This window comes from Curtobacterium sp. RM9, assembly GCF_054956955.1.
The window spans coordinates 3,109,519-3,123,842 of the sequence record NZ_CM143271.1; the positions used below are offsets into that span (position 1 = coordinate 3,109,519).

At 70.3% G+C, this 14,324-nt stretch carries 14 protein-coding genes; 2 read left to right on the plus strand and 12 right to left on the minus strand.

Going from position 1 to position 14,324, the window contains the following annotated elements; genetic code table 11:
• Positions 1 to 32: 32 nt before the first annotated feature.
• On the minus strand, positions 33 to 1,049 hold the full coding sequence (locus ACY3FI_RS14735) for a glycerophosphodiester phosphodiesterase family protein (RefSeq protein WP_462548359.1): 1,017 nt from the start codon (positions 1,047 to 1,049) through the stop codon (positions 33 to 35).
• Between the two features lie 316 nt (positions 1,050 to 1,365).
• Between ACY3FI_RS14735 and ACY3FI_RS14740 the strand changes: the two genes are divergently transcribed.
• Positions 1,366 to 2,238 carry a Bax inhibitor-1/YccA family protein gene (locus tag ACY3FI_RS14740; RefSeq protein WP_462548360.1) on the plus strand — a complete coding sequence of 291 codons (873 nt, stop codon included), beginning with the start codon at positions 1,366 to 1,368 and terminating at the stop codon, positions 2,236 to 2,238.
• A 293-nt stretch (positions 2,239 to 2,531) separates the two neighbouring features.
• Here the strand turns inward: ACY3FI_RS14740 and guaA are convergent, their stop codons facing one another.
• Genes guaA through ACY3FI_RS14765 form a run of 5 tightly spaced genes read right to left on the minus strand, consistent with a single transcriptional unit; the run spans position 2,532 to position 7,420 of the window.
• Positions 2,532 to 4,127, minus strand: a complete 1,596-nt coding sequence (guaA, locus tag ACY3FI_RS14745; protein WP_462548362.1) for a glutamine-hydrolyzing GMP synthase — start codon at positions 4,125 to 4,127, stop codon at positions 2,532 to 2,534.
• Positions 4,124 to 4,570, minus strand: coding sequence for a DUF3817 domain-containing protein (locus ACY3FI_RS14750; protein ID WP_071292490.1), 447 nt, complete (start codon positions 4,568 to 4,570; stop codon positions 4,124 to 4,126). The genes guaA and ACY3FI_RS14750 overlap by 4 nt, the downstream gene beginning before the upstream one ends.
• 10 nt (positions 4,571 to 4,580) lie before the next feature.
• Positions 4,581 to 5,360: an SURF1 family cytochrome oxidase biogenesis protein gene (locus tag ACY3FI_RS14755; RefSeq protein WP_462548364.1), complete on the minus strand. Its 780-nt coding sequence runs from the start codon at positions 5,358 to 5,360 to the stop codon at positions 4,581 to 4,583.
• A gap of 5 nt (positions 5,361 to 5,365) precedes the next feature.
• Complete coding sequence (locus tag ACY3FI_RS14760; protein WP_462548365.1) at positions 5,366 to 6,886, minus strand: cation:proton antiporter; 1,521 nt, start codon at positions 6,884 to 6,886, stop codon at positions 5,366 to 5,368.
• Between the two features lie 3 nt (positions 6,887 to 6,889).
• Entirely contained in the window at positions 6,890 to 7,420 is a 531-nt protein-coding gene (locus ACY3FI_RS14765; protein WP_462548366.1) for a cation:proton antiporter regulatory subunit, read from the minus strand.
• A gap of 112 nt (positions 7,421 to 7,532) precedes the next feature.
• Here ACY3FI_RS14765 and ACY3FI_RS14770 point away from each other — a divergent pair, with 112 nt between their 5' ends.
• On the plus strand, positions 7,533 to 8,024 hold the full coding sequence (locus ACY3FI_RS14770; protein WP_462548367.1) for a hypothetical protein: 492 nt from the start codon (positions 7,533 to 7,535) through the stop codon (positions 8,022 to 8,024).
• A 54-nt stretch (positions 8,025 to 8,078) separates the two neighbouring features.
• Here the strand turns inward: ACY3FI_RS14770 and ACY3FI_RS14775 are convergent, their stop codons facing one another.
• The 6 genes from ACY3FI_RS14775 to ACY3FI_RS14800 all read right to left on the minus strand — a co-directional run bounded on the left by ACY3FI_RS14775 (position 8,079) and on the right by ACY3FI_RS14800 (position 14,314).
• Entirely contained in the window at positions 8,079 to 9,968 is a 1,890-nt protein-coding gene (locus tag ACY3FI_RS14775; protein ID WP_462548368.1) for a glycerol-3-phosphate dehydrogenase/oxidase, read from the minus strand.
• A gap of 60 nt (positions 9,969 to 10,028) precedes the next feature.
• Positions 10,029 to 11,150 carry a GuaB3 family IMP dehydrogenase-related protein gene (locus ACY3FI_RS14780; protein WP_462548369.1) on the minus strand — a complete coding sequence of 374 codons (1,122 nt, stop codon included), beginning with the start codon at positions 11,148 to 11,150 and terminating at the stop codon, positions 10,029 to 10,031.
• Between the two features lie 103 nt (positions 11,151 to 11,253).
• Positions 11,254 to 11,436, minus strand: coding sequence for a hypothetical protein (locus ACY3FI_RS14785; RefSeq protein WP_462548370.1), 183 nt, complete (start codon positions 11,434 to 11,436; stop codon positions 11,254 to 11,256).
• Positions 11,437 to 11,626: 190 nt separating this feature from the next.
• Positions 11,627 to 12,451, minus strand: coding sequence for an ABC transporter ATP-binding protein (locus tag ACY3FI_RS14790; RefSeq protein ID WP_462548371.1), 825 nt, complete (start codon positions 12,449 to 12,451; stop codon positions 11,627 to 11,629).
• A complete protein-coding gene (locus tag ACY3FI_RS14795) occupies positions 12,448 to 13,335 on the minus strand; it encodes an ABC transporter ATP-binding protein (RefSeq protein WP_462548372.1) in 888 nt (295 codons plus the stop codon). Before ACY3FI_RS14795 ends, ACY3FI_RS14790 begins: the two co-directional genes overlap by 4 nt.
• On the minus strand, positions 13,328 to 14,314 hold the full coding sequence (locus ACY3FI_RS14800) for a branched-chain amino acid ABC transporter permease (RefSeq protein WP_462548373.1): 987 nt from the start codon (positions 14,312 to 14,314) through the stop codon (positions 13,328 to 13,330). Before ACY3FI_RS14800 ends, ACY3FI_RS14795 begins: the two co-directional genes overlap by 8 nt.
• Positions 14,315 to 14,324 lie beyond the last annotated feature (10 nt).

Sequence of the window (14,324 nt, forward strand, 5' to 3'; positions counted from 1 at the left end):
CAGTCTAGGCGCGCCCCCCGACACCCCGACCCTCAGTCGCCCTGCAGGCCGCCGACGACCGCCCGTGCCCGCAGCGCCAGGTCCGGGTGGTCCGCGAACACGCCGTCGACCCCGGTCCGCACGACCGAGGTGAACCACCGCTCCCAGTCCCCGTACGCAGCGACGTCGCCCCCGCGTCGCAGTGGTCCGGGCAGGAACCGGTTCTCCGGACGGAGCGTCCAGGTGTACACGGCGAGCCCGGCGGCGTGGGCTCTGTCGACGATCGCGCTCCGCACCGGCCGCGGGTCGTCGACGGCGCGGGTGTCGGTCCCGGCCATGAGCGTGCGCAGGTCGACGCTGACGCCGTGGAACTCGTCGGCGGACGCCGCGAGCGCAGCGTCGGTCCGCTCGTCGGCGTAGGTGGGAGCCGCCGATCCGTGGGCGGCGACCTCGTCTGCGGCGCTGCCCCGCGCCTCCTGGAGGTACACGAGCCGACCACCCGTGCCGAGTGCGGCGAGCTGCCGGAGCGGGGTCTTCTCGAACGACTCGATCGTGAGCCGCTCGTCCCCACGCCACCCGGCGGCACCGAGCACGTCGTCGAGCAGCCGCGGCATCGGGAAGCCGGCCTGCTCGAAGAAGGTGGCGTGCTTCACCTCGGCGACGAGGCCGACGGGTCGGGGCGCCGCGTCGAGGACGCCGAGCAGGTCCTCGAGCCGGAGCACGCCTTCTTCACCGTCGTGCGCAGCGGACTCCGGGCGGAGGGCGGGGAGTCGTTCACGGACCCGCAGGGTGCGGACCTCGTCCCACGTCATGTCCTCGGTGAACCACCCGGTGACGGCCTGCCCGTCGATCGTCTTCGTCGTCCGCAGGTGGGCGAACTCGGGCCGGTCGGCCACGTCCGTCGTGCCCGAGACCTCGTTCTCGTGCCGGAGGACGAGCACGCCGTCCTTCGTCGGTACGAGGTCCGGCTCGATCGCGTCCGCACCGAGCTGCACGGCCAGTTCGTACGCGCTCCGGGAGTGCTCGGGGCGGTGGCCGGAGGCGCCGCGGTGTGCGATCACGAGGGTCATGGGCCGTACCGTAGCGGTCCGGTCCTGCCGACCGGTGACCGGCCGGTGACGCTGTGGACACGTCTGGTCGGCTCGGTCGCGCTGGTCATGTGGTTCCCCCGAGCACCGCCTGGAGGTGCGGACCGCGCGGTCCCGTCGGCTCGCCGCCGACGGTCGGCTGGCTCCCGACCGGCTCGGGGCGCGCATGCAGCCCGCAGCCCTAGGCTCGGCGTGTCGGACCCCGTCGGGTCCGCTTCCGCTCGCCGCGAATCCTCAGCCTTCCGCGACCGAGCGCACCTAGGCTGAGAGGACTCGAATCTCCAAGGAAGAGGACACCATGGCCTTCAAGCCCGGTTTCGACCAGTCCCCCGCCTTCAACGACCAGGGCCGAGGCGCCTGGAGCGCCGGTGCCGGTCAGCAGCAGGCGGGCTGGGGTCAGACCCCGAAGCAGGGGCAGTACCCGCAGCAGGCCGGCATGACGCCCGAGCAGCTGCAGTACATGTACGACCGCCCGGCAGCCAGCACCGTCGACACCGACCGCATGTCGTACGAGGACACGATCGTCAAGACGCTCCTCGCGTTCGCCGTGCTCGTCGTCGGTGCCGTGGCCGGCTGGAACCTGCCCCCGATGGTGTGGATCGTCGGCGCGATCGTCGGTTTCGTGCTCGCGCTCGTGAACACGTTCAAGAAGAAGCCGTCGCCGGCCCTCGTGCTGGCCTACTCGTTCTTCGAGGGCCTCTTCGTCGGTGGCATCTCCGGCGCGTACAACTCCGCGTTCGACGGCATAGTCACGCAGGCCGTCTTCGGCACGCTCGGCGTCTTCGCGGTCACGCTGCTGCTCTTCCTCTCCGGCAAGGTCCGCGCGACGCCGAAGGCCACCCGGTTCTTCCTCGTCGCGATCGTCGGGTACATGGCGTTCTCGCTCGTGAACCTCGTCCTCATGTGGACCGGTGTGACGCAGAGCGCGTTCGGGCTCCTCGGCGTGACGCTGTTCGGCATCCCGCTCGGCGTCCTGATCGGCATCTTCGTGGTGGTCATGGCGGCGTACTCGCTGGTCCTCGACTTCGACCAGATCAAGACCGGCGTGCAGCGCGGCGCCCCGAAGATCTACGCGTGGACGGCGGCCTTCGGGCTCATCGTCACCCTCGTGTGGCTCTACCTCGAGATCCTGCGCATCCTCGCGATCATCGCGAGCAGCCAGCGCAACTAGCGGCTCCACATCGACGGCCCCGGCGGACTCCGCCGGGGCCGTCGTCGTTCCCGGAGTCCCCCGCGCCCATCCCGAGCGGGCAGGATCCGTCACGCTCGGCGCAAGCGAGCGACGGGAATCGCCCGGACAACGATCCGCACGCGGCGTGTTGTGCACACTCGACGGCCCGCAGGATCCGGCGCGACGCGAGCGGGCGGCAGGTGGGCGGACGCACGGTCGACGACCGGCACGGGGCAGGACGACGACGGGCCCGGCACGCCGTGCGTGCCGGGCCCGTCAGGGTCACCGGGAGGTCACTCCCACTCGATGGTCCCCGGCGGCTTGCTCGTGACGTCGAGCACCACACGGTTCACCTCGGGCACCTCGTTGGTGATCCGGTTCGAGATCTTCGCGAGGGTGTCGTACGGCAGGCGGGTCCAGTCGGCGGTCATGGCGTCCTCGGAGGACACCGGACGCAGCACGATCGGGTGGCCGTAGGTGCGGCCGTCACCCTGGACCCCCACCGACCGGACGTCGGCGAGCAGGACGACCGGGCACTGCCAGATCTCCTCGTCGAGCCCGGCGGCGGTGAGCTCCTCGCGCGCGATCGCGTCGGCTGCACGGAGCAGCTCGAGGCGGTCCTTCGTGACCTCGCCGACGATGCGGATGCCGAGACCCGGGCCCGGGAACGGCTGCCGGCCGACGATCACCTCGGGCAGGCCGAGCTCGCGGCCGACGGCGCGGACCTCGTCCTTGAACAGGGTGCGCAGCGGCTCGACGAGCTCGAACGTCATGTCCTCGGGCAGGCCGCCGACGTTGTGGTGCGACTTGATGTTGGCGGTGCCGGAACCCCCGCCGGACTCGACGACGTCGGGGTAGAGCGTGCCCTGGACGAGGAACTTCACCTCGCCCGAGTCGGAGTCCGACCCCGCGGCGTCCGCGCGGGCCTCGAGCACGAGGGCCTCGGCCGCCGCCTCGAACGTGCGGATGAACTCGCGACCGATGATCTTGCGCTTCTGCTCGGGGTCGCTCACGCCGGCGAGGGCGTCGAGGAACTGCTGCTCGGCGTCGACCGTGACGAGGCGGACGCCTGTCGAGGCGACGTAGTCCTCTTCGACCTGCTTCCGCTCGTCGGCACGGAGGAGTCCGTGGTCGACGAACACGCAGGTGAGCTGGTCGCCGACGGCCTTGTGCACGATGGCAGCGGCCACGGCGGAGTCGACGCCACCGGACAGGCCGGCGATGACCCGTGCGGAGCCGACCTGCGCGCGGATCCGCTCGACCTGCTCCTCGATGACGTTCGCGGAGTTCCAGTCGCCGGGCAGGCCGGCGGCACGGTGCAGGAAGTTCTCGAGCACGGCCTGGCCGTACACCGAGTGCTTGACCTCGGGGTGCCACTGCACGCCGTAGAGCTTGCGCTCGTCGGACGCGAACGCGGCGACCGGGGTCGAGGCGCTGGAGGCGAGGACCTCGAAGCCCTCGGGGGCCTTGGCCACCGAGTCGCCGTGCGACATCCAGGTGACCTGCGACTCGGGCTGGTCGCCGAGCAGGGTGCTCGTGCCGGAGGCGAGCGTGACGTCGGTCGCGCCGTACTCGCGCAGACCGGTGTGGGCGACCTCGCCACCGAGCGACTTCGCCATGGCCTGGAAGCCGTAGCAGATGCCCAGCACGGGGACGCCGAGGTCGAGGATGTCGCCGTCGAGTGACGGGGCGCCGTCCTCGTACACCGAGGAGGGACCGCCGGAGAGCACGATCGCCGCCGGGTCCTTCTCGCGGACCTCGTCCGCTGTGATGGAGTGCGGGACGATCTCGCTGTAGACGTTCGCCTCGCGGACCCGACGCGCGATGAGCTGCGCGTACTGGGCTCCGAAGTCGACGACGAGGACGGGACGCTGGTCGGTCTCGCTCACCGAGCGGCCTCCTTCTCACGCTGCTGGGCAGCGGTCAGCTCGTGGTAGGTGTCCATGGCCTTCTGCTGCATGCGGTGCTCGACCACGAAGGACATGAACGGGATGATGCCGCCGAGGGCGATGAGCAGGAAGCGCGACGGCCTCCAGCGCATGATGCTCCACAGGCGGAAGTCCGTGAACAGGTAGAGCACGTAGAGCCAGCCGTGCGCGATGAGGATCGCGATCGACAGGTTGAACGTGCCGGGGGCTTCACCGGCGGTGCCGTTCGGCACGAAGAACGGGCCGTTGCCGAGCTGCATCTCGAGCTGCAGCGGCGTGTACTTGATGATCACCTCGATGACGAGGGCGAGCAGCAGCACACCGGTGATGTAGGCCGAGACCCGGTACCACTTGACGGCTCCCGGGATCTTCGGGATGTCACGGGTGCGGACGGTCAGGGCCATGCGCCCCATCCTACCGTCGGTCGACGAGGGCCCCGTCGACGCTGCGAGCAGCTTCACGACGGTCCTCTTCCTCGCGCTCCCAGGCGTCCTTCACGAAGCGGTACCAGAGGAACACGGCGAACCCGGCGAACACGACCCACTCGATCGCGTAGAAGAGGTTCAGCCAGTCGAACTGGATGTCGCGCGTCGGCGCACGGTCGGCGATGGTGCCGAGGTCGGCGGCCTCCGCGGTGGACCCGTCGGCGACGACGTACCCGAGGTACATCCGGTCGTCGAACGCCTTCCAGGTGTTCACGAACCGCGCCGGAGCGACGGCCGAGTACTCGCCCTGGTCGTACTTGTCCTGGTCGGGCGACTCGGCCGGGTAGTACCGTCCCTGCACCGTGACCTCGTCACCGTCGGCCAGTCGGTCCCCGCCCGCCACGGCCTCGGCGCGCCGGTCGGACCAGCCGATCACGACGGGCAGGCTCGCCCCGCTGTCGGCGTCGACGAGGTGCCCCACGGTCTGGAAGGTGCCGCCTCCGGAGCGGCCGGTCAGGACGGTCGTGTCACCGGCGACGAACCGCCCGGTGACCGTGGTCTTCTGGCCGGCTATCTGCTCGGTCGCGGGCTGCTCGGGACCGGTGACCTGGTCGAGCGTCTTCCGGGTCTCGGTGGTCTCGGGGAGCGGCTTGCCGTTGGCGATGCTCCGTTCGAGCTGCCACTTGCCCAGTCCGGCGAACACCGCCGCGAGCACGAGCGCCAGCACGAGCAGCGCGATCCACTTCGGTCGTCGGGCAACGGCCCACATCTGTATCAGTACTCCGGGTCACGCTGGCGGACCGGGCGCTTCGGACGCTCGGCGGGGATCTCGACCGACGCCGTCACCGGGTCGTCGGTCGCGGCCTCCGTGCCCCCATTGTCGCGCTCTTCCCTGCCCGCCGCCTCCACGAGGGCGAACTCCTCCGCGAACTGCCGGTCGCGCTCGGCACGACGAGCCGCGGCTGCGGCGTCCTGGTCGGCGACCCCGGCCTCGGCGGCGGTGTCGATCGCCTCGTCGAGCGCCGGTCCGGCGGGGATCCCTCCCACGGTGCCGACGACGCCGACGCCGGAGCGGCCGGCACCGGAGCGGCCGAGCCGCGCGCGGAGGCGCTGGCGCAGCCGCGCCACCCGGGCCGGGCGCACCACGAGGCGGCCGATGCGGTCCGAGTTCACGGCGAGCAGCGGCCCCAGGACGGCCATGACGAGGACGTAGAGGCCCGCGAAGGCGGTGATCCGCGCCTCCAGACCGGCGGCTGCCGAGAGCGTCGCGAGGATCAGCGCGAACTCGCCGCGGTTCACCAGGATGACCGCGGTGTTGATGCCCTGCTGGACGTTGAAGCCGTTCATGCGGGCGACGATCTGCCCGGCGACGGCGTTCAGCACGACGGTCATGCCGATCGCGCCGAGGACCGGCCAGAGCACCTCACCGAAGGTCGACAGGTCGAGGCCGAGGCCGAAGTTCACGAAGAAGAACGCCGCGAACACGTCGCGCATCGGGAGCGCGAGCTGCTCGATCCGGTCACGGTAGCGGGTGGCTCCGCAGAGCAGGCCGATCACGAACGCGCCGATCGCGTCGGTCACGCCGAGCAGGTCACCGATGCCGCCGAACATCACCGCGAGCCCGAAGAACAGCACCGTGAAGAGCTCGTCGTCGCGGGTGGCGAAGATCTTCGAGACCCACTTGCCGGCGAACCGGGCGAGCGTGAACATCACGACAAGGAACCCGAACGCCAGTCCGAGCTTGCCGACCACGGCCCAGATGTTGGTGTCGCCGGACAGCACGACCGAGACGATCGCCAGGTAGATGGCGATGAAGACGTCCTCGATGACGGTGACGCCGAGGATCATCGGCGTCTCGTCGTTCGCCAGCCGCCGCAGCTCGATGAGGAGCTTCGTGACGATCGCGCTCGACGACGTCGCCGTCATGCCCGCGATGATCAGGGCCTCGCGCGTCCCCCAGCCGAGCGAGAACCCGAAGGCGAACCCGATGCCCATGTTGATGGCGACGTACGTGCCACCGGAGACCAGGAGCTTCCCGGCGTTGCCGTAGAACTCCTCCTGGTCGAACTCCAGCCCCAGGTTGAAGAGCAGGAGGATGAGTCCGAACGTCGCGATGAGCTCGATCGTGTGGGACTCGACGTTGAGGCCGATCCACGGGGTGTGCGGGCTCGCGATGAGCCCGACCACCATGTAGATCGGGATGGCGGGCAGACCGATGGTCTTGCCCAGGCGTCCGAGGACGTAGGCGATGATGAACAGGCCGCCGATGGTCAGCAGCTCACCACCCAGGTGCACCGGCTAGCTCCCGGGCGGCGCCTCGGCGGCCGTGGCCACCAGCTGTCCGCTGCGGTAGAAGGAGAACGCCTTGGCGACCTTCTCGGGAGCACCGGCGACCACGATGGTGTCTCCGGGGAACACGACGAAGTCCGGCGAGGGAGCGGGGTTGGCGCTGTCGCCGCGGACGACCGCGACGACCGTCAGACCGATGAAGCCCGAGTCGTGCAGGTCCCCGAGGGGCTTGCCGGCGATCGCGTCCTCGTAGTCGACGCTGAACCAGTCGATCGACAGTCCGGGGATCTCGTCGAGCTTGTCGAGGCCCTCGGTGATCCGGGTGCCGCCGAGCAGTTCGGCGAGGGTGTGCGCCTCGTCCTCGCTCAGGCGGAGCGAGACCTTCTCGGACTTGTCCGCGCCGTCGGAGACGTCCGCGAACGAGATGAGGTCGGAGTGCCCCGACCGGTGCGTGATGACACCACACTTGCCACCGTCGTCGGTGTAGAAGCTGTGCAGCACGCCGACTCCGGGGAGTTTGACGCGATGGACGTCGACCATGATGGCTCCCTTGATGAGTACCCCGATGATAACCACCGGGCCCGTCCGCGCATTCCGCTGGTCATCCCGCCGGTGGACGCGGTGGGCGTCGACGGCTCGGTACCGTCGCGGCATGCACGCTCGGATCGTGGTCTCCCTCGCCGGCCTCGCGGTCGTCACCGTCTACGCCGCGTTCCTGGCGCTGCGCGCACTGGTGCTCGACCCGCTCGCGGCCGTGCCCGGGCGGTCGCTCGCGCAGATCTACGCCCGCGTCGACGCGGCCGGCATGAGCACGGCGCAGGACGTCGCGGGCGTGCTCGTCACCGCGGGGATCGGTGTCACCCTCGCGGTCGGCGTCGCGGTGCTCGGCCTCCGGCAGCGGATGCCCGTGCCCGTCGTCGCCGTCTGCCACCTCGCCCTGCTCGCGTTCGGTGCGGCGGCGACGTTCCAGTCCGGCTTCTTCCTCGGCATGGACGTCGCGGATGCCTTCGGCATCGGCGGCGACGACCACGGGCCGTCCGGCCCGGTGCTGCTCGGCACGAGCCTGGTCGCGCTGGTCGCGATCCCGGTCGTGCTGCTGACCGCGATGGTGCAGACCCTGCGCCGGTCGCGCACCGCGGGCTGACGGCGGACGGGAGGCGCGTGACGGGCCCCGCCACGCGCCTCCTGTCCGTCTTCCCTACTTCGGTTCGCTCGTCTTCTCGCCGATGACCTGCTCATCGGAGGCCTTCGCGCCCTCGGCGCCGCTCGACCGTCCCCCGCCGACGACCACGTCGTCCTCGTCGAAGCCGAACGCGATGTCCGGCGCCTCGAGGCGCACGCGGTCCGCGGACTCGTCGTCGGGCTGGAGCTGGGACTCCCGCTCGGCCGCCACGCGCTTGAGGTAGTTCGCCACCTCGTGCTCGGTGGTCTCCTGGTCCCAGCCGAGCACGTCCGCCATCAGCCTCGCCGCGACGGGGGCGGCCGACTCGCCGCGGTCCCACGCCTCGATCGAGATCCGGGTGCGGCGGGCGAGCACGTCCTCCAGGTGCAGGGCGCCCTCGTGCGAGGCGGCGTAGACGACCTCGGCGCCGATGTAGTCGTCGGCCTGGGGCAGCGGCTCGGCGAGGGACGGGTCCTGCTTCACCAGCTGCAGGACCTCGGTGGCGAGGGTGCCGTACCGGTTCAGCAGGTGCTCGATCCGGACCTTGTGCAGGCCGAACGTCCGCGCGGTGCGCCCGCGGCGGTTCCAGGCGGCCGGGTACCCCTCCGCGCCGAGCAGCGGGATGTCCTCGGTCGTGGACGCCGGGATCTTGCCGTCCATCGCCGCGACGGCCTCGTCGATCGCGTCCTTGCCCATCACCCGGTAGGTGGTCCACTTGCCACCAGCGACGACGACCAGCCCCGGCACGGTGTGCGCGACGACGTGCTCGCGGCTGAGCTGCGACGTCTGGTCCGACTCCCCGGCGAGGAGCGGACGGAGTCCGGCGTAGACGCCCTCGACGTCCTCGCGGGTGAGCGGCACCGCGAGCACCTTGTTGACGTGCTCGAGGATGTAGTCGATGTCCGCCGCGGTCGCCGCCGGGTGCGCCTTGTCGAGGTACCAGTCGGTGTCCGTCGTGCCCACGAGCCAGTGCCGACCCCACGGGATGACGAACAGGACGCTCTTCTCGGTGCGCAGGATCATGCCGGTGTTCGACTGGAACCGGTCGCGGGGGATCACGAGGTGCACGCCCTTCGACGCGCGGACCTTGAACTGACCCCGGGTGCCGACCATCGCCTGGGTGTCGTCCGTCCACACGCCCGTCGCGTTCACGACCTGCTTCGCCCGGATGTCGAACCGCTCGCCGGTCTGGATGTCGTGCGCGTGTGCCCCGACCACCCGCTCGCCGACCTTGATGAAGCCCTCGATCCGGATCCGGGCGGCCGCGTGCGCCCCGTACGACGCCGCCGTGCGGACGAGCGACGCGACGTAGCGGGCGTCGTCGACCTGGGCGTCGTAGTACGTCATGCCGCCGACGAAGGCGTCCTTCTTGAGCCCCGGCATGTTCCGGAGGACCTGCTTGCGGCTGAGGTGCCGGTGGTGCGGCACGCCGGGCGGACGACCGCCGGACCAGCTGAAGACGTCGTACATCGCCATGCCGATGCCGATGTAGAAGCGCTCCCACACGCGGTGGTTGAGCGGGTAGAGGAAGCGCACGGGCTTCACCAGGTGCGGGGCGATGCGCTGCAGCAGCAGCCCGCGTTCGATCAGGGCCTCGCGCACGAGGGCGAAGTTGAGCTGCTCGAGGTAGCGGATGCCGCCGTGCACGAGCTTCGACGACCGGCTCGACGTACCGGAGCCCCAGTCGCGCGCCTCGACGATGCCGACGCTCAGGCCACGGGTGACGGCGTCGAGCGCGCTGCCCGCACCGACGATCCCGCCACCGACGACGAGGACGTCGAGCTCCTTCGTCTTCATGGTCTCGATCGCGGCCGCACGTTCGTCGGGGCCGAGCTTCGCCGACGGGTCGAACCCCACCCCCGGCCCGGCCGTCTCCGGCCGCGCTGGTCGGGTCGCGCTGGACGTGCTGCTGCTGGTCTTCGCCATGGTCGCCTCCGTGCACCGCGGCGCCGGGGCGTCACCCGGTTCGGTGCCCGGGTGCCAGCGTCAGTGCTGGTGGTACGGCGCCACGACCACTTCTACTCGCTGGAACTCCTTGACGTCGGAGTAACCGGTCGTCGCCATCGACCGACGCAGCGCGCCGACGATGTTCGCCCGGCCGTCCCAGCTCGGCGTCGGGCCGTTCAGGACGTCGGCGAGCGGCGCGATCGTGCCGACCTCGACCCGACGGCCACGCGGCAGCTCCGGGTGGTGCGCCTCGGCACCCCAGTGGAACCCGCCGCCGGGGGCCTCGGTCGCACGGGCCAGCGCCGTGCCGAGCATGACCGCGTCGGCGCCCATCGCGATGGCCTTCACGACGTCGCCCGCGGTGTCGAGCCCGCCGTCGGCGATGACGTGCACGTACCGGCCGCCGGACTCGTCCATGTAGTCGCGTCGGGCGCCGGCGACGTCGGCCACCGCGGTCGCCATCGGGGCGTGGATGCCGAGGGCCGCGCGGGTCGTGGAGGCTGCACCGCCACCGAACCCGACGAGCACGCCCGCGGCACCGGTCCGCATGAGGTGCAGCGCGGCGGTGTAGGTCGAGGCGCCGCCGACGATCACCGGGACGTCGAGCTCGTAGATGAACTTCTTGAGGTTGAGCGGCTCGGTCTCCTGCGAGACGTGCTCGGCCGAGACCGTCGTGCCGCGGATGACGAAGAGGTCGACCCCGGCGTCGACGACCGTCTGCGAGAACTCCTGCGTGCGCTGCGGGCTGAGCGAGCCGGCGACCGGCACCCCGGCCGCACGGATCTCGGCGAGGCGCGCGGTGATCAGCTCGGCCTTGACCGGCTCGGAGTAGATCTCCTGCATGCGCTTCGTGACGTTGCCGTCGGTGAGCGTCTTGATCTCGTCGTAGAAGGGCGTCGGGTCCTCGTAGCGGGTCCACAGGCCCTCGAGGTCGAGGACGCCCAGCACACCGAGCTTCCCCATCTGGATGACCGTCGCGGGGGATGCGACCGAGTCCATCGGCGCGGAGAGGATCGGCGCCGCGAACGTGAACGCGTCGATCGACCACTGCACGCTGACGTCCTGCGGGTCACGCGTCCGCCTGGAGGGGACCACCGCGATGTCGTCGAAGGCGTACGCCCGACGTCCGCGCTTGCCTGCACCGATCTCGACTTCGCTCACCCGGCAAGCCTAGCGGTCGTGCCCCCCGGGTGACCCGGGCGGTCGGTCCAGCGCGGCCGGTCCGACGGGGTCGCTCCAGCGTGTCCGGTGCAGCGTGGCCGGTTCAGCGCGGTCGACGACGGCGTCGCCGGAGCCCACGCAGCACGAGGCCGAGCAGGAGCGCCAGCACCACGAGGACGACCAGCAGCGCGGCGGCGACCTTCACGAGCAGTGCGGCACCGACGAAGAGCGCGGCGAACACGAGCCAGACGAGGGCGTCGAGCACGAGGGGGCCGGAGGTTCGCACGTGCGGAACGGTACCCGAACCGTTCGACGTGCACCGCGCCTCCAGACCGGACCAGGGCACGGGGCGGACGTGAGCCGCCCCGCTCCCCCGGGAAGAGGAGCGGGGCCGTGCGGCGCTGAGCGACCACGCACGACCCCGCTCGGTCGCGAGTACCACCCCCACAGCGGTACCCGCAGTCGACGTGGACCGCTCAGCGGTCCGCGTCGACGTCCTTGGCGAGCGTTCCCAGGTACAGCTCGATGACCTTCGGGTCGTCGGCGAGTTCCCGCCCGGTGCCCGAGTACGCGTTCCTCCCCTGGTCGAGCACGTACCCACGATCGCAGATCTGCAGACAGCGCCTGGCGTTCTGCTCGACCATGATGATCGACACCCCGGCCTTGTTGATCCGGCGCGTGCGGATGAAGGTCTCGTCCTGGCGCACCGGCGACAGCCCCGCGGAGGGCTCGTCGAGCAGCAGCACCTTCGGGTCCATCATCAGCGCCCGGGCCATCGCGACCGACTGCCGCTCACCGCCCGACAGCGAGCCCGCACGCTGGGTGCGGCGCTGCCCGAGGACGGGGAACAGGTCGTAGATGACCTCGAGCCGCTCCGCGAACTTCTTCGGCCGGAGGTACAGGCCCATCTGCAGGTTCTCCTCGATGGAGAGCGAGGGGAACACGTTGTTCGTCTGCGGGACGAAGCCGACGCCGGCCTGCACGAGCTTGTTCGCCTTGAGGTTCGTGATGTCCTCGCCCTGCAGGCGGACCGAGCCCTCGCGGATGGAGACCAGGCCGAACAGCGCCTTGAGGAGCGTCGACTTGCCGGCGCCGTTCGGGCCGATGATGCCGATGAGCTCGCCCGGGTAGCAGTCGAGGTCACAGCCGTTCAGGATGTTCACGCCGGGCAGGTAGCCCGCCACGAGGTTCTTCGCGGTGAGGACCGGTTCGCCGCGGTCGATCGTCGCGGTCGCGCCGGTCGCGCTCGTCACCGGACTGGAGGCGCGGGGCGCGTCCGCTGCGTTGGTTGCGTCGGTCATCGGGTCGCCTCCTGCTCGTCTTCTTCCGCTACTTCCTCGGCCAGCTCCTCGTAGGTCTCCTCGGTGAGGAGCGAGTCGTCGCCCAGGTCGGTGTCGTGGTGGGCGCCGAGGTACGCGTCGATGACGGCCTTGTCGTCCATCACGGTGTCGGCCGGTCCCTCGGCGACGACCTTGCCCTCCGCCATCACGACCACCCAGTCCGAGATGTGCCGGACCATGTGCATGTCGTGCTCGACGAAGAGGACGGTCATGCCGTCGTCGCGCAGCGACTTGATGTGCCCGAGCAGCGACTGGGTGAGCGCCGGGTTCACGCCCGCCATCGGCTCGTCGAGCATGATCATCGTCGGGTCGGACATGAGCGCCCGCGCCATCTCGAGGAGCTTGCGCTGCCCGCCGGACAGCGAGCCCGCGTAGTCGTCCTTCTTCTCGAGGAGCTTGAAGCGCTCGAGCAGGTCCTCGGCCTTCGCGGTGATCGCCTGCTCGCGCTTGGCCCAGACCGGCTTGACCAGGGCAGCGAAGAAGTTCTCCCCGGGCTGGTCCCGCGCGCCGAGGAGCATGTTCTGCATCACGGTGAGCCGGCTCAGCGCCTTGGTGAGCTGGAACGTGCGGACCATGCCCTTGTTCGCGATGTGCGTCGCACTCGTCTTCTGCAGCGTGTCGCCGTTGAAGCGGGTCGTCGCGCCGGGGCTCGGCTTGTCGAACCCGGTCAGCAGGTTGAAGAACGTCGTCTTGCCGGCGCCGTTCGGACCGATGAGGGCGGTGATGGTGCCGCGCTGCACCTCGAGGTGGTCCACGTCGACCGCGGTCATGCCGCCGAAGTGCCGGGTGACGCCGTCGACCGTCAGGATCGGGTTGGTCTTCGTGTGGGTGTAGGTGTCAGACACTGAACGACAGCTCCTTCTTGTTGCCCAGGAGTCCCTGTGGCCGGAACACGATGAGGAGCATGAGCGCGACGCCGACGAGCACGTAGGAGAACTGCTCCGCCTGCTGCGCGTTCATGATCGAGTCGGGGATGAAGTCCCCCGCGAGGGTGCGGATGAAGAGGCGGAGGACGAAGAACAGGATCGACCCGAGCACGGGGCCGAACACGGTCGCGGCGCCGCCGAGGATGAGCGCGGTCCAGATGAAGAACGTCATCGAACGGCCCATCGCGTCCGGCTGGACCGAACTCGGCAGGACGTAGATGATGCCGCCGAGGGCCCCGAGCGCACCGCCGAAGACGAGCGCCTGCATCTTGTACGAGTAGACGTTCTTGCCCAGGGAGCGGACGGCGTCCTCGTCCTCGCGGATGGCCTTCACGACACGACCCCACGGGCTGCGCATGAGCAGGAACAGCACCAGGGTGAAGAGCGCCACGAGGCCCCAGGCCGCGATGCGGATCCACCAGCCGTTGACGCCGTTGTTCGAGTACGAGAACCACAGGATGCTCGTGGTGCCGTCGGGCAGCGGGCTGAGGGCGTTGAACGGGTCGCGGTAGGCCGACCCGGCGATGCCGTTCGAACCGCCGGTCGTGGTCGTGAGCAGCGACGACCGCCCGACCATGCGGATGATCTCCGCGCCGGAGATCGTGACGATCGCCAGGTAGTCGCCGCGCAACCGCAGTGTCGGGATGCCGAGGATGATCGCGAAGACGATCGCGACGGCGAGGGCGACGAGCACCGCGACGACGAACGGCAGGCCGTTCGTGATCGAGATGGCGAAGCCGTAGGCGCCGAGCAGCAGGAAGGCCGCCTGCCCCATGTTGATGAGGCCGGTGAGCCCGAAGTGCACGTTGAGGCCGATCGCGGCGAGGGCGAACGCCGCCGTGGTCGGGGCGAGGGCCTCCTGCGTCAACGACGACAGCAGGTTCAGGATGTAGTCCATGTCGGTGCTC